This window comes from uncultured Pontibacter sp., assembly GCF_947492645.1.
Taxonomy (GTDB): Bacteria; Bacteroidota; Bacteroidia; order Cytophagales; family Hymenobacteraceae; genus Pontibacter.
Map to the genome: position 1 here is coordinate 347,757 of NZ_CANLMZ010000006.1, position 23,730 is coordinate 371,486.

At 42.7% G+C, this 23,730-nt stretch carries 17 protein-coding genes; 11 read left to right on the forward strand and 6 right to left on the reverse strand.

Features of this window, described 5'->3' with window-relative positions; genetic code table 11:
• Positions 1–78 precede the first annotated feature (78 nt).
• The 3 genes from Q1A23_RS08075 to Q1A23_RS08085 all read right to left on the reverse strand — a co-directional run bounded on the left by Q1A23_RS08075 (position 79) and on the right by Q1A23_RS08085 (position 7,248).
• Positions 79–4,350, reverse strand: a complete 4,272-nt coding sequence (locus tag Q1A23_RS08075; RefSeq protein WP_299821814.1) for a PAS domain S-box protein — start codon at positions 4,348–4,350, stop codon at positions 79–81.
• A 239-nt stretch (positions 4,351–4,589) separates the two neighbouring features.
• Positions 4,590–5,954 carry a sigma-54 dependent transcriptional regulator gene (locus Q1A23_RS08080; protein ID WP_299821816.1) on the reverse strand — a complete coding sequence of 455 codons (1,365 nt, stop codon included), beginning with the start codon at positions 5,952–5,954 and terminating at the stop codon, positions 4,590–4,592.
• Positions 5,955–6,417: 463 nt separating this feature from the next.
• The gene (locus Q1A23_RS08085) at positions 6,418–7,248 is read right to left on the reverse strand and encodes a DUF1206 domain-containing protein (protein ID WP_299821818.1); all 831 of its coding nucleotides are present in this window, start codon (positions 7,246–7,248) and stop codon (positions 6,418–6,420) included.
• Positions 7,249–7,506: 258 nt separating this feature from the next.
• Between Q1A23_RS08085 and Q1A23_RS08090 the strand changes: the two genes are divergently transcribed.
• On the forward strand, positions 7,507–8,106 hold the full coding sequence (locus tag Q1A23_RS08090; protein ID WP_299821820.1) for a DUF4136 domain-containing protein: 600 nt from the start codon (positions 7,507–7,509) through the stop codon (positions 8,104–8,106).
• A gap of 68 nt (positions 8,107–8,174) precedes the next feature.
• Here the strand turns inward: Q1A23_RS08090 and Q1A23_RS08095 are convergent, their stop codons facing one another.
• The 3 genes from Q1A23_RS08095 to Q1A23_RS08105 all read right to left on the reverse strand — a co-directional run bounded on the left by Q1A23_RS08095 (position 8,175) and on the right by Q1A23_RS08105 (position 11,495).
• Positions 8,175–10,169: a cation:proton antiporter gene (locus Q1A23_RS08095; protein ID WP_299821822.1), complete on the reverse strand. Its 1,995-nt coding sequence runs from the start codon at positions 10,167–10,169 to the stop codon at positions 8,175–8,177.
• Between the two features lie 133 nt (positions 10,170–10,302).
• Positions 10,303–10,968 (reverse strand): HD domain-containing protein, encoded by a 666-nt coding sequence (locus Q1A23_RS08100; RefSeq protein ID WP_299821824.1) that lies wholly within the window; start codon positions 10,966–10,968, stop codon positions 10,303–10,305.
• Between the two features lie 41 nt (positions 10,969–11,009).
• Positions 11,010–11,495 carry a hypothetical protein gene (locus Q1A23_RS08105; RefSeq protein ID WP_299821826.1) on the reverse strand — a complete coding sequence of 162 codons (486 nt, stop codon included), beginning with the start codon at positions 11,493–11,495 and terminating at the stop codon, positions 11,010–11,012.
• A 301-nt stretch (positions 11,496–11,796) separates the two neighbouring features.
• On the opposite strand from Q1A23_RS08105, the gene Q1A23_RS08110 reads away from it, so the two are divergent.
• From Q1A23_RS08110 to Q1A23_RS08155, 10 genes are all read left to right on the forward strand, one after another.
• Positions 11,797–12,630, forward strand: a complete 834-nt coding sequence (locus tag Q1A23_RS08110) for a DUF481 domain-containing protein (protein WP_299821828.1) — start codon at positions 11,797–11,799, stop codon at positions 12,628–12,630.
• A gap of 129 nt (positions 12,631–12,759) precedes the next feature.
• Positions 12,760–13,539: a polysaccharide biosynthesis/export family protein gene (locus Q1A23_RS08115; RefSeq protein WP_299821830.1), complete on the forward strand. Its 780-nt coding sequence runs from the start codon at positions 12,760–12,762 to the stop codon at positions 13,537–13,539.
• 12 nt (positions 13,540–13,551) lie between these two features.
• Positions 13,552–15,936, forward strand: coding sequence for a tyrosine-protein kinase (locus tag Q1A23_RS08120; protein WP_299821832.1), 2,385 nt, complete (start codon positions 13,552–13,554; stop codon positions 15,934–15,936).
• A gap of 57 nt (positions 15,937–15,993) precedes the next feature.
• Complete coding sequence (locus tag Q1A23_RS08125; protein WP_299821834.1) at positions 15,994–16,941, forward strand: GDP-L-fucose synthase; 948 nt, start codon at positions 15,994–15,996, stop codon at positions 16,939–16,941.
• A gap of 235 nt (positions 16,942–17,176) precedes the next feature.
• Positions 17,177–18,289 carry a GDP-mannose 4,6-dehydratase gene (gene gmd, locus Q1A23_RS08130; RefSeq protein WP_299821835.1) on the forward strand — a complete coding sequence of 371 codons (1,113 nt, stop codon included), beginning with the start codon at positions 17,177–17,179 and terminating at the stop codon, positions 18,287–18,289.
• Between the two features lie 132 nt (positions 18,290–18,421).
• Positions 18,422–19,273: an ABC transporter permease gene (locus Q1A23_RS08135; protein ID WP_299821837.1), complete on the forward strand. Its 852-nt coding sequence runs from the start codon at positions 18,422–18,424 to the stop codon at positions 19,271–19,273.
• Between the two features lie 4 nt (positions 19,274–19,277).
• Positions 19,278–20,516, forward strand: coding sequence for an ABC transporter ATP-binding protein (locus tag Q1A23_RS08140; RefSeq protein WP_299821839.1), 1,239 nt, complete (start codon positions 19,278–19,280; stop codon positions 20,514–20,516).
• Positions 20,501–21,433: a class I SAM-dependent methyltransferase gene (locus Q1A23_RS08145; protein ID WP_299821841.1), complete on the forward strand. Its 933-nt coding sequence runs from the start codon at positions 20,501–20,503 to the stop codon at positions 21,431–21,433. Before Q1A23_RS08140 ends, Q1A23_RS08145 begins: the two co-directional genes overlap by 16 nt.
• A gap of 7 nt (positions 21,434–21,440) precedes the next feature.
• The gene (locus tag Q1A23_RS08150) at positions 21,441–22,592 is read left to right on the forward strand and encodes a glycosyltransferase (RefSeq protein WP_299821843.1); all 1,152 of its coding nucleotides are present in this window, start codon (positions 21,441–21,443) and stop codon (positions 22,590–22,592) included.
• Positions 22,593–22,628: 36 nt separating this feature from the next.
• Positions 22,629–23,726, forward strand: a complete 1,098-nt coding sequence (locus Q1A23_RS08155; protein ID WP_299821845.1) for a glycoside hydrolase family 99-like domain-containing protein — start codon at positions 22,629–22,631, stop codon at positions 23,724–23,726.
• Positions 23,727–23,730 lie beyond the last annotated feature (4 nt).

The window sequence follows — 23,730 nt, forward strand, 5'->3', positions numbered from 1 at the left end:
CTCAAAACAAAGCGTAACAAAAAAGAAAGTCCCTGCGGGTTTGCCACAGGGACTTTGCAAATACAATTTGTAAGGTGTTTATACTTCTGCTTTCATTTGCTTCAGCACCTTTTCCATAACTTCGTTCAGGTAAGAGATATTGACCTTTACATCCTCATAAGCGCCTTCTGTCTTTGCACCGGTTTCTATTTTCCGGATCACATCCTGCAATTTCTCTATGCGGAGGGTATCAATCGTTGACTTAAGTTTATGTGCGGCGGCGCTTACCCCAGTCCAGTCTTGTTGCTGTTTCTTGGTGTTCAGGTCGGTGAGGGTTTCCGGCACAGTTTCCAGAATCAGGTTCTTCGTTCGTGTGATAAAGGCTTCGTTGCCCCTCGATATCTTGTACAGCATGCTCAGGTCGTAAAGCGGTTCTGGCGCCGGTTCAGGTTCTGGAGACGCGTTTTCTGGCGCAACTTCGTTTTTTGTTATAGATTTGTGTGGTAAGGTATTAGCTATGGTTATGTAAAGCTGTTCTTCTTCAAAAGGCTTCGATATGTAAGCATTCATGCCGATGCTCAAATATTTTTCTGCATCACCTTTCAGGGCATTGGCGGTTAAGGCAATGATAGGCACCCTGGCCTTCTGTGCATCTGTGCTTGATCGAATATGCTTTGTGGCATCCAGGCCGCTCATTTCCGGCATTTGTATGTCCATCAAAATCACATCGTAGTTATTCTGTTTGGCCAACTCAACTGCCTCCAGGCCATTTCTAGCTACATCTACCTCAAAATTCCAGCCCTCCATAATGGATTGAGCCAAGAAGATGTTCACTTCATTGTCTTCTGCCAGCAACACCTTGGTGCCACTTAGCCCATTAAAGTCGATGGCTTGCTTTTCCTGGTTGTTAAAATCATCGTTTTTATACTTCGGGTAACTTAACTCGAACTTGAAGGTGCTTCCTTTGTTTTCTTCGCTTTCCACCCAAATGCGGCCTCCCTGCATTTCTACCAGGTTGCGGCATATGTTAAGGCCCAGGCCAGTTCCGCCATACTTGCGTGTCGTACTGGAGTAAGCCTGCGAAAAGCCTTCAAATATATACTCTGTCTTATCTGATGGCACGCCAATTCCGGTGTCAGCTACGGCAAACTCAAGCTTTACCATGTCTTCAGTTTCGGCAAGCACCTTACTGCTTAGCGTAACACTACCAACCTCGGTAAACTTGATCGCATTGTTCAGTAGGTTCAACAGCACCTGGTTTAACCTGTAGGGGTCTCCAATAAACACTTTGTGCTCTAAAACAAGCGGCTCTATGCGGTAGGCAATCTCCTTTTCTTCTGCTTTGTAGCTTAACGTTTGGTAAGCCGCTTGTATGGTATCGCTTAACTTAAAAGGGATTTCCTCCAGTTCAAGCCTTCCGGCCTCTATCTTGGCTATATCCAGTATGTCGTTTATAATTACAAGCAGGTTGTCTGCAGATTGTTGAATAATCTCGATGTAGTTCTGCTGTGTGCTGTTAAGCGGGCTTTTCTTTAACAAGCCGGCCATACCCATAATGCCGTTCATCGGCGTACGGATTTCGTGACTCATGTTGGCCAGGAAGTTTTCTTTCACGCGCGCGGATTCCTCGGCTGCTTCTTTAGCGATTTTCAGTTCACGTTCCGCATACATTCTGTCCGTTATGTCCTGGGCAATACAGATAATGTAAGGTTCTGTGTCAGCTTCCTCAACCTTGTAGTTTTTATAAAACAGGAATCGCTCCTTGTTCTCTTTATTCAGTATCGTGAAAATGCCCTCTACAAGGTTTTTAGACTTAAAGTCTTCGAGGTAAGTATTTATGTTGGCATGATGCTTTTCCGGGATAAAGGATTTCAGGTTGTGGCCCACCATCTCTTCCGAAGTATAGCCCAGCATGTCAAGCATGTGCGGGTTTACCTCCTGAAATTGCCCCTGCATGTTGTGAGTACAGAAATAAGCCCGGCTATACTTAATTAAGTCGCGGTACTTTTTCTCGCTGGCTTTCAGGGCTTCCTCTGCCGTTTTACGCTCCGTTATGTCGCGCGCAGCAGACTGTATCTTTAGTACGTTACCGGCAGCATCCAGAATAGGCTTTATATTCGTCTCCACCCATTGTATGGTGCCATCTTTCCGGATAAACCTGTGCTGCAACGACACATTAGCGTGTTTTAAAAGATAATCCGGGTTTCCTTTCTGTGCTATAAGGTCCAAATCGTCGGGGTGCACAATTTCCATGGGCATACTGCCGATAAGCTCTTCCGGATCGTAGCCCAGCAATTCTTTGCAGGCTTTGGAGATATAAATATACTTTCCGTTAGGCTCGTGCAGGCTTATCAGGTCCTTTGAGTTTTCAGAAAGTAAACGGAACAGTTCTTCGCTTTCCTGCAGGCGCTGCTTTGCGATGCGCTGCTCTGTTACGCTGGTGGCAATAGAGAGTACCTGTACCTCGCCGTTTGCGGTTAGGATAGGTTTTTTGATCGTGTTTAACCAAATAACCTCGCCGTCAGCCTTGGTAAATTTCTCCTCGAGTTTTATTTCGTGCCCTTCCTGTATTACCTGCCGGTCTATGTTGCTGTAAAATGTTGCCTCTTCCTTGTTGTTGTACAGCGAATAGGCATTCGTGCCGAGCATCTGCTCTACGGTGCTGCCAAATAGCTTGGCACTCTCGCTATTAACAAGAGAAAACTTGCCGGCTGCATCCTTAACGAAAATCAAGCTTGGGCTCGTGTCTATTACATGGCGTATAAACTCGTTTTTCTCTTTTACCTCTACTGCCGCTTTTCGCTCTTCAGTAGTATCTCTTACGATAGCGAGTACCTCGTTCTCGTTATACTTAATTAAGCGCCCTTCAAAATAATGCAGGCCACTTTCGAAATCAAGGGCGTACTCCATTTTTTCATGTTGCCCTGTCTCAAGCACCCGCTGCACCATTTCCAGCACCTCGTCGGCAAGTTTTTCAGATACTACGCTGCTTATGTGGCTCCCGATAATAGAATCAAGCGCAACAAGCAGCTTAAGCTCATCCGCGTTCTTCATGTCCATGTAGTAGCCTTCTTTGCTTATAATGAACATCAGATCGGGGATAGCAGCAAGTATGGCGCGGTTTTTTGCCTCGCTTGCTGCAATTTCGTTCTGCGCTTTCCTTAAATCGGTTATGTTCAAGCCATGGCCTATCACTAGTTGTACCTCGTTCTTATCATCAAGCACAGGGTTTAAGCGGCGCAAATGGTGTTGCTCGTTTCCTTTTTTGTCTATTGTTGTTTCTTCAAACTCTACAAGCTTTTTCTGCTCAAAAGTATAGTTAAGGTGCGCTTCCCGTACTTTCATGCGCTCATACGGCACACCTCTGTAGTTGCTGTAGTCCTTGTTTGTCTTGCCTATAATCCACTTTCGTAATTCAGGATCTCTTACTGCTACAGGGTTTAGGAAAACGTACTGCTGCTTGTTATTGTAAACAGCTATATCAGATGGAATATGGTTGAGTATGGATTCGTAGAAGTCTTTCTGGCGTTGCAGTTCCATGCTTTTTTTCCGGAGCACGGTTACATCTTCGGCAGAGCCGATAATCTGCTTTACCTGCCCGTCATCCGATCGCTTAAAAACGCTTTCGCGGCAGAACATATTTTTAACGGTTCCGTCTTTGCACCGCACCTGGTACTCTACCTGCAGCACCTCGCCATCATCAACATGCTGCATGTGCTGCACATGCTTGAATAGCTTTACAGTATCTTGCTGCGATACAAGTGTTTTAAGCACATGGCGGCTAAAGGTGGTAATGTCTGTGTCGGTATAGCCTAAAACACTCTTCAACTGTTCGTTTATATAAATGCTTCTACGTTCCTGTATGTCATATATATAGATGATGTTAGGAATAGTGTGGGCTACATTGCGAACAAATTTCCGGATCTCGTGTAAGGTGAGTTCTGCTTTGCTGTGTTTGGTGATATCAGAGGCGTAAATGCTGTAGTAGCCTTTTTCTGGTATCGGCAACAGGTGCACGCTGTAAGTTTTGCCGTTCAGGCGTACTTCAAAAGACGCCTTTACTTTGATGGCAGTTGCCTTGATTTTTGATGAGATGAAACGTTCTAAAGCCTGCCTTCTACTGGAAGGCAGGCTGTTTACAAGCTTTTGCCCGGAAGCATCCATAAAATGGATCGTTCCTTCGTAAGTGCACCTGATAAATAACGTTGCATCTGAATATGCGTCGTCTTGAAACACCGGGAGGGATTCACGTTGCCTGAAAGCATCAATAACCTCAAGCTGAGCTTCTGCCAAGGCTTCAGCAGCATGCCTGGCAGCTTTTTCCTGTTCCAGTTGTTTTCTTAACTCCGCAATTTCCTGTTCTGGCCCCATCTCGGAAAGGTATTAAATTTCAAAGTTAAGGCTTTTAAGTGTTAAAAGATTCAATTTTAAATTTTGGCGGCAAGATTATACTTTAAAGCCTGCATGAAGTTGATAAAGTATAAATATTTTGGCAATTGGTCCGCAGCTGAAAGTTAAAACCGGTAAGTTTGCAAGTATATCAGCTCAGACTTGGCTTGCGGCAAATAACGCTTTAAATACCCTGGAACCCTAAGATTCAAAACCAGGTGCTATACATCTTTTATCGTAAGCTCTTTGTTTTGTATCATCCTGTAAATTGTAGACTTACCTATGTCCAGCTTATCTGCCACATAAAGTACATTATAGTCATACTTGTCCAGGAAGCGCTGAATAATTTCGGTGGTATAGGCTTTGAGGGTACGTTCGGTTGCCAGAAAGTCTTTCTCGGTATTGCCTGCTGTCAGGTTAATGTCATGTTCCTGAATCTGCTCTTCATCAGCGAGCACAACGGCTAGTTCAACAATAGCTCTGAGCTCGCGCACATTGCCCGGAAAAGAGTAGGAGAGCAGCTTCTTCTGGGCGGCTTCTGAAAGGCTCTTTTTATCTAGCCCGTTTTCTTTGGAAAAAGCTTCGATAAAGTGTTTCGCCAATATTAAAATGTCGCTGCCCCTGTCGCGGAGCGGCGGCAAAAGTACAGGCAAGCCAAGTAAGCGATAGTATAAATCTTCCCTGAAGTTGCCGTTCTTAACTTCTTCCGCCAGGTTTTTATGGGTGGCCACAATTATGCGGGCATCAACCGGTACAACCGTGTTGCCGCCAACACGTGATATTTCCTTCTCCTGGAGCACGCGCAGCAGCTTTGCTTGCAGGCTTACGTCCAACTCACCGATTTCATCTAAAAAGATAGTGCCCTTGTTGGCTTCCTCAAATTTGCCCAGCCTGCGCGACACCGCACCAGTAAAGGCTCCTTTCTCGTGGCCAAAAAGTTCACTCTCTATCAGTTCTCTTGGGATAGCAGCGACATTTACTGCCACATAAGGCGCTTTCTTGCGGGTGCTGTTGTAATGTATGGCTTTGGCTACAAGCTCTTTACCTGTTCCTGTTTCGCCGTTTATCGTTACTGTAATATTTGTCTTGGCGGCCTTATCCATCATGGCAAACACCTTTTTAATAGGTTCGCTGTTGCCGATGATCACATTGCTGAAGTCATACTTCTGGCCAATTTCTTCGCGCAGTTTCGTTATTTCGTGGCGCAACGAAACGTTTTCCCTTATTTTGTTGATGGTGCTCCAGAGGCGCTCAGGAGTTTCTTCATCTTTTACGATATAATCGTAAGCTCCCTTTTTCAGTAGATCAACAGCGGTGGCCACATCTTCCTGCCCCGAGATGATGATTACCTCTGTATCGGGGTTTTGTTCCTTTATTCTTTTTAATACCTCATCGCCGTTTTTGTCCGGCAGCGAATAGTCCAGGGTAATAACATTGGGCCGTTCGTGAAGGCTGGCAAAACACTCTTTAGCAGAGTGGAATTTTTTAAGTTCGTAATCAGGGTTTAACGAAAGATGATACTCCAGTAATTCACTATACCAAACATCATCGTCCAGAATAAAAATTTTGAAGGGCGAATTTTTCATGTCATATCAAACTGCATTATATCAGTTGCTTCCAAAGATAACACATAATGCTTTTCGGAGGATGAATTATTTAATGCTTAACATAAATTTGTAAAAGGGGGCGTTTGCTAACATAGCTGTAATGCCGGCTCTAAGGAGCTTATACTTTAATCCTCCAGTTAAAACTTTATACAGGCATACCGCCATTTGCGTAAATCATACTTGCTGATTTACGCAAAGCTGAAAGTATTACAGCTGTTGTTAAACTAAAACCCATTGGTATACTTAAACCAAAAGCAGTTAAACGACAAGTAAACAGAATTTTAAAGACTGGCTTAGTGCAGCCACCTGAGTTTATACTTGTATGGCTTTTATACTTGCAGATGAAGGGGTAGCAGGGAATCTCCCCGCGTTTCCCACAGATCCTTCTAGGTTTACGGGGAATGTAATTGCTAAAGCCGGCAACGTATAAAAACGTAAATCTTTAGTTTGTGCCAACAGGCTGGTACTTTGCTCTCATAAACATGAAGAGGCCGTAGAACACCAACCCCACAGCAACAGCCCCAAGCAAAAAAGAACCGTAGGCTGAATTCTCTAAAAACTTAAATGCCTGGTTACTGCCGCCGGCCTCGTTCGCATCAGCATCTAAGGCAGCCTTTAAAAACATGTACCCGATCACGAGCCATACGATGCCGCGCGCAACATAACCTACCTTGCCCATGCGCACCATTTTGCCTTCTATGTCGCTTTTCAAGCCGGTGCTTTGCAAGTCTTTTTTATACTTATCCGTGAGGCCATAATAAAGCTGGTATAAACCGGAGCCTATAGTAACTACTGCCACTATACCTACCAGCCACTGTCCGAAGGGCTGCTGTAAAAGGGCTCCTGCCATGGTTTCGCGGGAGTCTCCGTTGCCGCCGCTACTTTGGCCCAGCACCATCCGGGCCGCTGCATAGGCCAGACCACCGTACACCAGTCCGCTAAAAATATAGCGCAGGCGCATGGCTATGCCTTTTGCTCCGCTACCTTTGTCTTCGCTGTCCCGGAACCCCTGTATAAAGCGCCAGATGGTATAACAAATCAAGCCTAGCGCAACTACGGCCAAAAGCCATTTGCCAAACGGTTGCTCCAATATAAACTGGAAAACACCCTGCTTTCCTGCATTTTGATCTGATTTTCCTCCGAGTTCGAAGGCGGCCATAAACGCAAGTATACCTACCAGGCAGTATACTACGCCTTTGGCTGATAACCCGATGCGCGCAAAATTTTCTACCCACTTAGGCGGGGGAGCAGGAATGTGAGGTGCTATGTTCATGTTTTACTTTACTTAATTAGCTTGGTTTTTTATACACGTAATTGCTAAGCCTAAGTTGCTGCCCCTTTTATTATGAAATTGCATGAATCTTTGTTGCAGGGCATTAAGTAAAGTAATAGCGGCAAGTACCTGCCTCAGTATGGCAAAATCTATTGAGTCAGGCTTACAATACCCAGGTATAGGTTTTTTATAGTTAGCAATTAGCCCTTAAATTTGTTCTGATTTTAGTTAAACAGGATGCAAACCCAGGGAACACTTATGAAGATGAGCTTTATGAATTTATATAAATGGAGTAAAATACCGGCACTTGTACTTTTTGTTCTGGTTTGTAATGCATGCGTTGTTACGTCTGGTATAAAAAACACGAGTGCCATTGTAGCCCCAGGAGCAAACACAAAACTTTACCGCACCTATAACTGGTACCAGCCTGCGCCTGCCGCCACCGCTGCTTATGACAAAGGCTACAAGAGCACCTTGCATGACCACATTATACAAGGCATAGAGGCTGAGCTTAAGAAAAGGGGATACACGAAAGTTACGGATAACCCAGACGTACTGGTGGCTTACGATGTAAGTGTGTCTGTGCCGCTGGAGAAGGACAAACCTGAAAATTTTGAGCCGGGCTTTGGCTACAGTTATGCGTATATGAGTGGCTATCGCTACAGCTACAATAACCCAAACTTACCGGGTTACAGAGCAGTAGACTTGTTTAAAGCGGGCACCCTGATCATTGACTTTATAAACCCTGCATCAAACCAATTGGTGTGGCGCGGCTGGACAGAAGGTGCGCTGGCTAATTTTAACGCCGGCGCCGGCAATGTGCAGCAGGAAGTTGAGGAGATACTGAACAAGCTATAAGCGCAGCCTGAAACCATTTTCAGTCGCTGCTTAAATTTATACTTGTAAGAAGCTTAAGCCGGATAAAATCAGTCTTCTTTCAGTAGCGTGTTAAAGTACATGACATCTTCGGGTTTACCGACAACATACACGATATCACCAGTTTTTATCTGAGTATTCCCATTGATGTCCAGTAGCGTGTTATTATCTCGTTTAATGGCAACAAGCATGATCCTGAACTTGTTGCGTATGTCTGCATCCATTAGGGGTTTATTTAAAAACTCCCTGAACTCTGCATAAACCCGAAGGCTTGCCACCTCAATATCCGGCAGGTCCAGTTCTAAGTTTGACATCGTAGGGGTATTGCCGTTTAAGCTGCGGAGCATTTCATAGTTGTCAGCCCTGATCCTGTGGGTAAAGGCTTCTATCTGATCTTTGGGTACAAGGTACTGAGACAGGACACGTGTGAAAATCTCGATGGAGGTTTCAAACTCTTCTGGTATCACTTCGTCTGCCCCAATCCTGTAATTTTCTGCTGATTCCTGCACAAAACGGGTTCTCACGATAATATGCACTTTATCCGTAATGGACTTGATGGCGGCTACAATGCGTTTTGTAGCTTCTGGATCGGAGATGGCCACCACCACTACGCGTGCTTTATGTATACTTACATGCGAAAGGATCATACTATGCACCGCATCGCCATAGATGATCGGCTCTCCTAAATGCCTCTCCTGGCGTACTGTAACTGCATTCAGCTCAATGATAACATAAGGGATGTTCGCATTTCTGGCAGCCATGGCCACATTGCGTCCGTTTATGCCAAAGCCTATAATTACGATATGGTCATCCAGGTCGGGGAGGTCGTGGTGCTCGGCCGGCGAAGCCCTGTCAAAGGGCATCTGGTCTTTGTTGCTGCCCAACAGGCTGCTAATGGCGGCACTAATCCTGTGGTAAGACCCTATCACAAAAGGAGATATTGCCATTGTAAGCAGCGAAACCGATAAAAAGTACTGGTACGTTACCTGCGAAAGCAAGCCGTTGGCAATTCCGGTGTTTGAAAGTATAAATGCAAACTCACCTACCTGGAACAACGACAGCCCCACCAGTATAGAGATGCGGACAGGGTACTGGAGGATACGTGCCGCAACGGTGGCAACAAACGCCTTAAGCAGAAAAGTAGCGGCTGTTAAAGCAAGTATAACCAGCAGGTGCTGCAGCATGAAATTGAAATCCAGCAGCATGCCGATAGACACAAAAAAGAAGCTGGTGAAAATTTCCCTGAAAGGCAGGATATTACTGGTGGCCTGGTGGCTGTATTCTGATTCGGAGATGATAAGGCCTGCCATGAATGCGCCCAATGCCAGCGATAAGCCCATGCTGGAAGTTAACCAGGCCACAGCAAAGCAGATCACCACGATGCTAAGTATAAACAGTTCCTTGCTCTTGGTTCTTGCAACCAGGTACAGCAGCTTAGGCACCAGGTAACGGGCACTTACTAATACAAATACAATCACCACAATGCCTTTCAGCACCATCAGGAAAAGCTCCCATGCAATGTTTTGTGTGCCGCCTGCCATCAGGGGCGTCAGCAGCATCATCGGCACCACGATAATATCCTGGAAGATAAGGACACCCAGCACTACTTTGCCTTGTGGGCTGTTTATTTCCCCTTTATCCTGCAATAATTTTAACACGATGGCCGTACTGCTCAGGGAGATAAGGAAACCCATAAAAACAGACTCTCCTGTGCTGAACTTTAGCAGCAGCATAATGCCGGTCACAAGTAAGATAGTGCCTGCTACCTGCGTTGCCCCACCCAGCAATACGGTGCGTTTTATCATAGCCAGGCTCCGGAGCGAAAACTCCATGCCTATAATAAAAAGCAAAAGTATAACACCTATCTCTGCGAGTATCTCAATGTTGTGCGGGTCATGTATCAGGCTGAGCCCATGAGGCCCTGCTATTACGCCCGTAGCCAGAAAACCAAGTATGGTAGGCAGCTTAAACCGCTGGAAGAATAGTATAACTACTACTGCCAGGCCAAGTATGATCACAACATCGGGGAGTAACGGTATCTCCATAGGGTACTAAGTTGCTGGGTTATAGATACGTTTAATGAGCAACAGTACGTTACTAAAAATAAGATTATAGCCTTTTAAGTAGAAGGGCTCATGGTATACTTTATACCCTTAGGTAAGTTGAGGGATTTCAGCATTAAAAAGTATGTTCACCTTCCCACTCGCTGTAAAACTGCCGCAGGAAATCCTCCATGTACTGGTGCCTCTGCGCTGCTATTTTCTTAGCTGTAGCGGTGTGCATACGATCCTTTAGCAGCAATAGCTTTTCATAAAAATGATTGATAGTAGGAGTAGTACTTGCTTTATAAGCCTCAAAGGAGTTGTGCAGTTCTGGTTTTATGGTTGGGTCGTAAAGCAGCCTGTTTTTGTGGCCGCCGTAAGCAAAGGTGCGGGCAATGCCTATGGCCCCGATTGCATCCAACCTGTCGGCATCCTGCACAATCTGGCCTTCTATACTTGCCATTTCGGATGATGTGCCTGCTCCTTTATAAGAAAGATCTTTTATAATGGTGCAAACATCCTGCACCACGCGCGCCGGCAAATCATACTTTTGCAACCATGCTGCTGCCATGCGCGGCCCAACGGTTTCATCGCCGCCATAAAATTTATGATCGCCAATGTCGTGCAGCAGCGCAGCAAGCTCAACCAGAAACAGATCTGCCTCAGGTTCCTGTGCAGCTATACTTTGCGCGTTTTTCCAGACCCTGTATATATGCCACCAATCATGCCCGGACCCCTCGCCGGAGAGAAGCTCTTTAACATAAACTGCAGTTTCCTGGATAATTGTTTCTTTAGAATACATAACGCGTGCAATAGCCAGGTCCAAAAATCCGCAATTAATCTCTAAGCATCAAGTATGGCCGCCTTATTCTGATGTGTATCTGCTTCCAAATTATCCAATGCTATTTTTTGTAGTAGCTCCTTCTCCAGTAGCTTCGCCCATGCCTGCAGGTATAAAACCACATCGTCGCGCACATGGTGCTTCAGGGCTTGGCGCGACGGAGGCAGCGTATGTAGCACCTCCGGATCCGTTAGTCGCTCCAGGTGAGTCAGATCAGCTCTTGTAAAGCCTAGTTCCAGCATCTGGTCAATTACCAGATCAAGCGGGAGGCCACTTTGTGGGCAGTAATCACGCAGTTGTTCTGCCCAATCGCCGTGCCGGGTCATGGCAGCCTTATGGATATCGCCTTTGCTATACCTGGTAAAGCTTTGCGCCAGGTGGCCGCAGTTGCAGCTTCCCATGTGTCCCCATTGGTATGCCGCCCCATTTTTCAGACGTTCAGCTGTTTCGCGCAATATCCTGATTAACTTTATTGAACTTCTTGCCATAGTAACTTAAATTTGTCTCTGGTTCAAACTTCGGGGTGCAGTTTCCCTGTTAAAAGGCCCGTTGGCTCAGGCACCACTCTTATTCATACGTAGCAGGGGCTGCTTTCAGATAGCTGGAGGTGCGTTGATTAAGTTGCTATCCCAGAATGGTTGATGCACTTGCAGGGCATAGTCGGCACTAAAATGTAAGCCGCAGCAAGCTGATGAATAGCCCGAGCACCCATGATAACTTTTTTGTGTATGAACGAAGTTTCATACTTTGGCACCTGAACACTTAATGAATACCGTACAATTATTTCGCATGCTTTTAAAAAAACTATACCTCCTTTGTCTGTTCACACTAAGTTATACTTACGGTTTAACGCCAGAGGCTAATGCGCAGATACTTAACATAGAAAGGGCCCGGGTAAACCGTGACACAGCCAATTACCTGACCGGTAGATTAGGGGTAGATTTTTCGATGTTTAACCGGAACGCTGGCAAAAACAATCCAAACAACTACCTGCAGCTTACTTTCACCGGCGATCTGGCTTATATCTCTACTAACCACAGCTACTTACTGCTTAACTATTATAATTACCTGCTTGTAAACTACGATTCCAGGGAGCTGCGCAATACAGTAGCCAGTACCGGTTACTCACATCTGCGTACAAACCTGTTCCGGAAACGGAAACTGTCTTATGAGCTTTTTGCCCAGGCACAAACAGACCAGGCACGGGGACTGGAGCTAAGAACGCTGCTTGGTGGCGGCATCAGGGTGGCGGTTTTGCGCAGCAACGATGTAAACTTATACTTTGGTACAGGATTGATGCACGAGCATGAAGCGTGGAAAAACCCGGAGCTGGACCAAGTGCTGGAGGTGTCTGACCTGCTGAAATCCACAAACTACTTTAGCGCCAAAGTAAAGCTGAGCGAACAAATAAGCACCGATGCCATTGCCTATTACCAGGTGGGCCATGACGATACGATTGATAAGTTCAGGAACAGAATAAGTGGCGACGTGACGTTTAATTTTAAGCTGAACAGCAAATTCTCTTTCCGGACTAACTTTAACTGCGTGTACGAAGATGAGCCCATTGTGCCCGTAACAAAGTTTGTATATGCCATCTCTAATGGGGTACAGGTCAACTTCTAAACTATTTTGCACCAGAAAATGGCCTATCACTATTAAATTACACAATAAAATGCTTAGTTTGTACTTTGTAAATTGAGCCATGCTGTACTGCAGCACATAATTTTATTTAACCTGAAGACTACAAAACAAATGCGCAAACCCCTTATCGCATTTTATATACTTACCAGCCTGATTTTCTTTTCCTCCTGTGTCTCACAGAAAAAGGTGGTGCTGTTGCAAAACAACCCCGAGGTAAAAGAACAAGCCAATGCCGACGAACTCCTGAAAACCTTTGAGCTAAAGCAGCCTGTCTATACCTTAAAGCCCGGTGATGTGCTTTCGTTAAAAGTACAGAGTACCACGCCCACAGAGTATAACTTTCTGAGCACAGGTGCAGCCACTTTTGGTGCAACAGACCCGATCCTGGATGGCTATACCTTAGATACAGAAGGCAATATTCTTTTACCGGCTATCGGCAAAGTTAACCTGAACGGCTTAAGTATGCCTGAAGCCAGGATCCGCGTTACCGAAGCCCTGAAACCTTTTTTATCAGACCCCACCGTTAACCTGCGTTTGCTAACTTTCCGGTATACCGTAATAGGAGAGGTAGTACGACAAGGGCAGTTTACAACCTACCAGGATAACATTAACCTGATGGAGGCAATTGCCTCGGCGGGTGGGTTAAGCCCTTATTCTAACAGGGGAAACATCAAGCTGATACGCTACGAAAACGGGCAGGCAAAACTATATGCTTTCAGTTTACTGGATAACCAGACAATTGCACAAACCAATTTCTTCCTGCAGCCAAACGACATGATCGTGGTAGACCCGCTTCCAGCCAAAAATGTGCGTGAGAATGTACTGACGAATGTTGGCTTTGGCTTAAGTATATTAACCTCGCTAAGCCTTTTGCTTGCTCGCTTTTTATAGATTACTCCCCTTATGAGCTTAAACATGACTCCGGCTCCCATACAGCAACAGGATGCGCTGATAGATGTGCAGTTTATCCTCCAGAAGCTGCAGCAGTACTGGTATTTGTTCGCAATTTCTGTTCCCCTGGCTTTGGTTGCAGCTTATATCGTTAACAGGTATACGACACCTATTTATGAGGCAAGTACAACGGTTCTGATAAATGAACCACAGGCAATGGGTGGGGCACCAGCCAGCCTGCTTTATGGGAAGGAGCTTTTTAACAACGAGAAAAACCTAAACAATGAATCCTTCCTGCTTAAATCAAACGACCTGGTTAGTGAGACAATAGACAACCTCAATTTTGGAGTATCTTATTTTGCTGAAGGCGAGATAAAATTTACGGAAGTATACGGTTGGAGCCCGATTGCAGTAACCGTGGACTCCTCCTCTACAAATGTGCCCTACGGCACGTTGATTAAGTGTGAGTTGACAGATGGCAATACTGTCAGGCTCTCCACAGAAGGCAACCAGGAGCTAAACAATGCCTTCAAAGGAAAGCTGTTTCGATCTGGCCAACTGATAAATGTAAATGGCTTTAAGTTTACTGTTACACGATTAAAGCCAAATGAACCGTTTGATTTTACGCTATTCTTTAGTTTAAACAAAAAAGAAGATCTGGTAAATCGTTATAGGGGCAGTTTAGCAATAGCCCCTATAAAAGAAACGTCTATCCTGGAAATAAGCACGACTGGCGATAACCCGGATAAAGCCGTAGATTTTCTGAATGCGCATGCGCGTACGTATATCGCCCGTGGACTGCGCGATAAAAAGGTAACCGCAGTAAACACCATCAGTTTTATTGACGAGCAGTTGCAGCAAATCAGCGATTCCCTTTTCCTGGTTGAAAGCAGGTTAGAGACCTTTAAGAAAGCCAATACAGGTTTAACCATGAGCGACGAGGGATCTAAAACAGCAGAGCAGGTGCAAAACCTGGAGCGTGAAAAGGCAAGTTTACTAATTAATGGGAAATACTTCGATTACCTTAAAAACTACATTGCTTCAGGTAATATTACGGAGCGCGTCATAGCGCCTTCTTCTTTTGGCGTGTCCGATCCGGTACTGAATCAGCTAATCCAACAGTTAATCGAGGCACAGCTGCAGCTGACAGCCTTATCAGAGGAGAGGACACAGAATCCACTCATCAATACCCAAATCCAGAATACAAGGAGCAGGATAAAAGAGCTTTTGGCCGGTATCTCCGAAAACGTCAGCAGCCTGCAGCGGGTAAACCAGATTGCCATCAATGATCTGAATGCCAGGATTGGTAAGATGATGGGCTCTTTACAGCAATTGCCTGCCGCTGAGAGAAGGTTCATCAACTTGCAGCGCATGTATGATCTAAGCGAGGGCTTATATGTATTCCTGATGGAAAAACGTGCAGAGGCCGGCATTTCCACAGCTGCCACGGTGCCGGATGCAAAGCTTGTAAATGGGGCAGCTGTGAAAGCCATGATTTCTCCAAAGCCGGATCAGAACTATCTCATCGCCTTATTTATCGGTTTGTTTTTACCGGCAGGCTTTATTTTCCTAAAAGAACTCTTAAATAATAAGATTTCCTCAACCGAGGATCTGGCAAAATACTCCTCTATTCCGCTACTTGGCATGATCGGGCATAACAAGGATAAAGGTAATTTAACGGAGCAGAGCCCTAAGTCAGCCTTAGCCGAGGCCTTCAGAACGGTGCGGTCAAACCTTCGCTTCATGACGAAGGCAAACGAAGGGGAAGCTAAGATCTTTGTGATCACCTCATCTATCAGCGGGGAGGGCAAAACCTTTTCTGCTAAAAACCTGGCTTACATTTTTGCCATATCCGGGGAGCGCACTATCCTGATCAACGCAGATATGCGCAAGCCGAACAACAACACCGATTTTGGGGTAAACAGTAGTGTCGGCCTGAGCAATTACCTGGCAGGGTATACTACGCTGGATGATGTAATTCATACTACAATACAAGAGTCGCTGCACCTGATGCCCTCCGGTGATATTCCGCCTAACCCTTCGGAGTTACTTTTGAGCAGCCGCATGAGTGAGTTGATTGACCAGCTGAAGCAGCAGTATGATAATATTATCATTGATACCCCGCCAGTCGGTATTTTATCAGATGGCCTTGAGTTGATGCGTATTGCTGACGCTACTATATATATGGTGCGCCAGAACTATACGTATAAAAGCTTCTTAAATAATATACAGCAGCATTACGAAACAGGTAAAGCCTCCAGAATCGCAATTCTGTTTAATGACGTAAACTATAATAAGTTAAGCTACGGCTACGGTTATGGTTATGGCTACGGCTACGGCTATTATGCAGAGGATCAGCAGCACCAGAGCAGGTGGAAAAAGCTGTTTAAGTTTTAATATTAAATCACAAATTAATCCAATAACAATATAGTATTATCAGAGTATATACAGGCTATGGAATTAAACGCTAAAATATATGTGGCAGGGCACAGGGGCATGGTTGGTTCAGCCATTTGCAGGAAGCTAAAGGAAGCCGGCTATAACAATATAATTACACGAACATCTTCTGAACTAGACTTACGCAACCAGGAAGCGGTAAAGGCTTTCTTTGAAACAGAAAAACCGGAGTATGTTTTTTTGGCAGCCGCAAAAGTGGGCGGGATACACGCTAACAATACCTATAGAGCGGAATTCATCTACGATAACCTGATGATGGAAGCGAATGTGATACATTCAGCTTATTTAGCGGATGTTAAAAAACTTATGTTCCTGGGTTCGTCGTGTATCTACCCAAAAATGGCGCCGCAACCTTTAAAAGAGGAATATTTGCTTACCGGTGCCCTGGAGCAGACAAACGATCCATATGCCATTGCGAAGATAGCGGGTATTAAAATGTGCGAGTCGTACCGTGACCAGTACAACAGCAACTTTATCAGCGTTATGCCAACTAACCTGTATGGCTACAACGATAACTATGACCTGCAAAATTCGCATGTGCTTCCGGCCCTGATCCGTAAATTTCATGAGGCAAAAGAGAACAGTTCTCCTGAAGTTGTCGTATGGGGTACAGGCAGCCCGAGACGCGAGTTCCTTTTTGCTGACGACCTGGCAGAAGCTTGCCTGTTCCTGATGGAAAACTACAACGAACGTAGCTTGATCAATATCGGAACGGGAGAGGACATCACTATAAAAGATCTGGCCCTTTTAGTTAAAGAGGTAACAGGATTTGAAGGTGAACTGGTATTTGATACAACCAAGCCAGATGGTACGCCACGAAAGCTGATGGATGTGACCAAACTGCACAAACTGGGCTTTAAGCACAAGACAGAACTGCGTGATGGTATTGCCCTCGCTTACGAAGATTTTAAAAAGAAACACGCTGCTACGGTTACGACTGCCTAGTAAAGAGGAAGTCCATTATTTGTCATCTCGAACTATGTGAGAGATCTGGATTATTTCACGTCCCACATTAAGATTTTTTTTCAAAGTCGAAATGATAGCTGGAGGGGGTAAAAGTGGGTAACTCCCGCACTAGCTAACAGAAAAGAATAAATCAAAGTCCCCTTTTGGAGGGGGCAGGGGGAGGAAACTCTACCCACAATAAGAAAACCCTTTACAAAGAAAATTTTAGAACATAATGAAAACAGCCCTTATCACCGGCGTAACCGGACAAGACGGAGCCTATTTAGCAGAACTACTTTTAAGCAAAGGATATAAAGTACATGGTGTTAAACGCAGAAGCTCGATGTTCAATACAGAGCGCATTGACCACCTGTACCAGGACCCGCACGAAAAGAACATCAACTTTAAGCTGCACTACGGCGATTTAACAGACTCTACGAACCTGATCCGCATCATCCAGGAAACGCAGCCTGACGAGATTTACAACCTGGCTGCAATGAGCCACGTGAAAGTAAGTTTTGATACACCGGAATATACAGCGAACGCCGATGGTTTGGGTACACTTCGCATTTTAGAGGCAGTACGTATACTTGGTTTAACAGAAAAAACTAGAATCTACCAGGCTTCCACTTCAGAGCTTTATGGTTTGGTGCAGGCGGTGCCGCAGTCAGAAACTACGCCTTTCTACCCGCGCTCTCCTTATGCCGTAGCCAAGCTATATGCTTACTGGATTACAGTTAACTACCGCGAGGCTTATAACATGTTTGCCTGCAACGGTATCCTGTTTAACCACGAGTCTCCGCTGCGCGGCGAGACCTTCGTAACCCGCAAAATTACACGTGCCGCTGCGCGTATTGCCCTTAACCTACAGGATAAGTTATACTTAGGTAACATGGATGCCAAGCGCGATTGGGGCCATGCAAAGGATTACGTGGAGGCGATGTGGCGCATTTTACAGCAGGATACTCCGGAGGACTTCGTGATTGCGACAGGCGTAACAACAACTGTACGTGATTTTGTGAAGATGTCTTTTGCCGAAGTAGGCATTGATGTTGAGTTTAGAGGCGAGGGTGTAGAAGAGAAAGGCTATGTAGTTGCCTGCAACAACCCGGAATACCAGGTAGAACTTGGAAAAGAAGTTGTATGTGTAGATCCTAACTATTTCCGCCCAACAGAAGTGGAACTCTTAATTGGTGATGCTACAAAATCTAAAACGAAACTAGGCTGGGAGCCGAAGTATGATCTGCCTGCTTTGGTTAAAGATATGATGCAGTCAGATATGGAGCTGTTTAAGCGCGACACCTACCTGATGGAAGGCGGACACCGCATATTAAATTACCACGAGTAAAATTGTACTTGTAAGGGGACTTTTAATGCATAATTAAAAATTATCCTTCTAAATTCTAATACCTCAAAAGGATTCATTACTTTTAATGATCTTTTTGAGGTATTTTGCTTACACACGTTTTTAAGATTTTTAATGAAAGAACAGGATGAAGACTGGTCGCTTGTGATTAAACCCAGTTCCGGTCTTTTTGATTTACAGCTAAAGGAAGTATGGCTCTACCGCGACCTGCTACAGATGTTTGTAAGGCGTGATTTTGTGGCCGTATATAAGCAGACAATATTAGGACCCATCTGGTTTTTTCTGCAGCCGCTGTTTACTACCATCACCTTTACTATTGTATTCGGTAATATCGCCGGTATATCAACAGATGGGGTGCCGCCGCTTTTGTTTTACATGGCTGGCATTGTAGGCTGGAATTATTTTGCAGAATGTTTAAACACTACCTCTAACACCTTTACCCAGAATGCCAATATTTTCGGGAAAGTATACTTTCCTAGGCTGATCATGCCGCTTTCTATTGTGGTATCTAACCTGTTAAAGTTCGGTGTGCAGTTTATTCTTTTCCTGGCGCTTTTAGCATACTTCTTATTAACCGGAGCTCAGGTACAACCTAATGGGGTTATTATACTTGTCCCTTTCCTGGTGCTGCTGATGGCTGCCTTAGGCTTAGGGTTTGGCATGCTTATATCGGCCATGACTACGAAGTACCGTGACCTCAAATTCCTGGTAACCTTTGGAGTGCAGTTGGCCATGTATGCTTCCCCGGTTATTTACCCAATTTCTACCTTACCCGAGAAGTATAAAATCTTTATCTTAGCTAACCCCATGTCCAGCATCATAGAAACCTTCAGGTATGCATTTTTAGGGCAGGGTACTTTTGAGTGGGTTTACTTAGGCTACTCCACCATTTTTGCTGCGGTTGTGCTAGCTTTAGGCATCGTAGTATTTAATAAGGTAGAGAAATCATTTATGGATACAGTTTAATAGAATGAGTAATACTGTTATTAAAGTTGAAAACCTATCGAAGCAGTATAGGTTAGGGGAGCTAGGTACAGGCACTATTTCTCATGATTTAAACAGATGGTGGCATAAGGTACGTGGCAAGGAAGACCCTTATTTAAAAATAGGCGAAACCAACGACCGCAGCACCAAAGGAAATAGCGAGTATGTATGGGCGCTGCGTGATATAAACTTTGAGGTTAAGCAGGGAGAGGTACTTGGTATTATCGGTAAAAATGGGGCTGGAAAGTCTACTCTACTTAAGTTACTATCACGTGTAACTTCACCTACTACAGGTTCTATAAAAGCGAAAGGTAGAATTGCTTCTTTACTGGAAGTTGGTACTGGCTTCCATGAGGAATTGACAGGTCGTGAGAATATCTTTTTGAACGGAGCCATACTTGGTATGACCAAAGCCGAGATACGATCAAAGTTTGATGAAATTGTGGCTTTTTCCGGTACCGAAAGGTATATAGATACTCCTGTAAAACGTTATTCTTCTGGTATGCGCGTAAGACTTGCTTTTGCAGTTGCTGCGCACCTTGAGCCAGAAATTCTTATTGTAGATGAGGTATTAGCAGTTGGAGATGCTGAGTTCCAAAAAAAGGCAATTGGGAAGATGCAGTCTATAAGCATGGGAGAAGGAAGAACTGTGCTATTTGTTAGCCACAGTATGGATGCAGTAAAAAAAATTTGCAGTAAAGGCATACTTTTAAAAAATGGATTAGTGCATCTTGAGAGTCATATTGATAATATTATAGCTGAATACTATGAAGGCTTGAGGGTTAGCCATTGTGTTCAATATGTTCCAGATATTTATAAACCCTCAATCAAACGAATTGAACTAAATGATGATCTCCTTGATCAAGCTATATTAGAGTTAAATTTTGAATATGTGTCTCCTTTCAAAATAAATCCTCCTGTAATAGGATTTGTTCTGTATAATGCATTTAATGTTCCCGTCTTTGGTTCGAATCCTAGATTCCACTCTGAGGGTTATCATGTTACTTCTAGTACAGAAGGAAAGGTGAATGTGAAAGTAGAAAATTTAGAGTTGCATTCTGGTTTATATAAAATTAGTGCTTGGCTAGGAGATAGCTACACGGATTACGATTCAAAAATTGAAGCAATAGTATTCGAATATGTTTCATCCCAAAAATATATGTCTAAACCAGAACCTTTACATATTGGATCAATAGATAAGAGAGCGATATGGAAACATTTATAAGAACCCATGTTATAAGTCCATTAACTGGTAAAAATAATGTCGAAAAAATAAAGTCCTATAATATTGTTCAAATAATTGAAAAATGGAAATTACTTTATAAAATTGACGTTACAGATGAATTTAACTCATGTATTGAAACTGAGTTAACTTTATATAAATGCCTTGATACGGAACTATTATTTTTTGAACCTAAAGTTGAAGGTACACCTTTCTTGTATAAAGAACTTCAAAATAATTTTTTTTGGTATTATTTAGAAAGTAAATGGGAATATGAAGTAGCTCTGAATGAAATATCTAATATTGATAAGTGTATTGAGATTGGGTGTGGTTCTGGAACGTTTGTTAAGAAAGCTTTAGAGTTAGATAAAAGAATAATTGGAATAGAGACAAGTAAAGATGCTGTTGAAAAGGCAGCAAAGAATAATCTTCCAGTTTATTTAATGGATATTAATGAAGCTTTAAAATATCTAAAAGGAAAACCAGATGCTATATTAGCCTTTCAAGTACTTGAGCATATTTCAGATCCTTTATCTTTTCTCACTAGCTTAATTAATAATCTGAATAATGATGGTAAGTTAATTCTGTGTGTACCAAATGCCAATTGTTTTTATAAGTACGAAGATGATTTATTAGATATGCCCCCTCACCATCAAACAAGGTGGTCATTAGAAACTTTTCAAAGTCTTCAAAATATATTACCAATAAAATTAATAGATGTTAAATATGAGCCATTGAGCCATTTACATATTAACTCATGGATTAATGCCAATTCCAATCATTACAGAAGAACTAAATGGTATGGGAGACTTTTGTTTAATAAAATATCAATACCTATTATAAATAAATTGCTTCACACCAAAGCACGTAGCTTGCTTAGAGGGCATACGATATATGTAAGTTTTATTAAAACCAACTAATATATAGATGCCGAATTTGCTAGTAATCTCCCATGATGCTTCTAGAACGGGGGCCCCAATTTTATTATTACACTTTTTAAAATATTTAAAGAATAATAATGAGTCTATCAATATAGATATTATCATTGCAAAAGATGGAGCTTTAGTTCCAGAATTCTCTGCACTTGGCAATACCTTAGTTTTGCAAAAAGAAGCAAAAACATCTAAAAACAAATTCATTAGTTTTTTTTATAGAATCCAAAGTATTTGTTTCAGTACCTCACTTAAAGCTGATATTACAAAATTTATACACTCAAAAAGATATGATGTAATATTTTCTAACACCATTGTTAATGGATATTTATTGAATATCATTAAGCCAAAGGGGAGGGTACTTACCTATGTGCATGAATTAGAAAATGCAATAAGAAGATTCACTACTCAAGAAGCGTTAAATTATACACTAAAATTTACCAATCACTTTCTCGCTCCATCAAAAGCGGTAGCAGATAATTTGATTAACAAATATGGAATTACTGGTGATAACGTTAGTTTACTCCACTACTATATTCCTAAAGTTGAGATATCAAAAGAAGAACAAAATAAATTACTGAATGATCTAAGTTTAAAAGACAGCATCATAATCGGTGGAGCAGGAACTTGCGATTGGCGAAAAGGTTCTGATATTTTTCTTCAGGTAGCTGTCCAAATTCTTAAAATTGGTATGAATTTACCTATCAAGTTCTTATGGATTGGTGCTGATAAGAATTCGGAAGATTTTAAGCGATTAATTTATGATGCATATCAAGCAGGAGTTGCAAAAGATATTGTAATTATTGACTCTGTATCAAATGCAGTTGATTATATTTCTATTATGGATGTCTTTTTACTTACTTCAAGAGAAGATCCATATCCCCTTGTAGTATTAGAAGCTGCTATGCAAAGCAAGCCAATAATTTGTTTCGAAAACTCTGGAGGAGCTGTTGAGTTTGTCATAAAATCAGGAGGTATTGTAATTCCTTATTTAGATATCCTTAAATTGGTTGAGGCCCTTTCAGAGCTTATATTATCTAAGGAGTTAAGAAGCACCTTAGGAGATAATGCATATAAAACTTATGCTGAATTGCATTCAGAACAGAAGACAGTTCCTTGTTTTGAAGCTTTTCTATTTAATAAGTAACTTTTCCAAATATTCAACATTCTAAAATTAAATCAAATGATTGCCCCAAAGGTTTTAGCCTTTTATCTACCTCAATTTCATCCAATACCTGAAAACGATAAATGGTGGGGAAAAGGGTTTACAGAATGGACTAATGTTACAAAGGCTAAGCCTTTATTTAAAGGGCACCTACAACCCAAGTTCCCCGCAGATCTTGGTTATTATGATTTACGAGTCCCTGAGGTTAGAGAGCAGCAAGCAGAAATGGCTAAAGAATACGGAGTGGATGGTTTTGTCTATTACCACTACTGGTTTGGGAATGGTAAAAGATTACTTAATAAACCTTTTGATGATGTTTTGGCATCTCAAACACCTAATTTCCCATTTTGCTTATGTTGGGCTAATGAAACATGGTCAGGAGTCTGGCATGGAGCACCTAATAAAGTACTTATCAAACAAGAGTATCCTGGTATTGAAGATGAAAAGGAGCATTTCAAATATCTGTTTAATGCATTTAAAGATCCTAGATACATTAAAGTTGATGGTAAACCTTTATTTATGGTTTATAATGCTATAAATCTACCTAATCCCAAGGAATTTGCTGAAAGAATAAAGACTGCTGCATTAAAAGCAGGTTTTGTAGGTGTGTATTTAATGACTTCAAATCTTGTTACGGATGAATGGGACACAAAAGGGAATGGTTTTGATGGAAAAGTATCAAACGCTTTTAATAAAATTTTTGCACATTTAAGGTTACAAAAAACAAGGATCAGAAAAATAACTGATAAACTCTATCGTAAAGATACAAGGGAGGGTGTACAAATTGTAGATCACAGTAAACTTGTAGAACAAACTATGTTTATAAAAGGGACTAGTGACACTTATCCTATTATTGTACCAAATTGGGATAATACACCTAGGAGCGGCGAAAGAGGTGTTGTTCTATTAAATTCTACACCAGAAGTTTTTGAATTACAAGTAAAAAAATCTATTGAGTTCCTAGAGAAATATTCTGCCGCAGATAAAATTATATTTGTTAAGTCTTGGAATGAATGGGCAGAAGGAAATTATTTAGAACCAGATACAGAGTTTGGTTTCGAGTATCTTGAAGTTATTAAGAAACAAAAAGAAAATATCAAAGCACTTAAACTTTAACAAG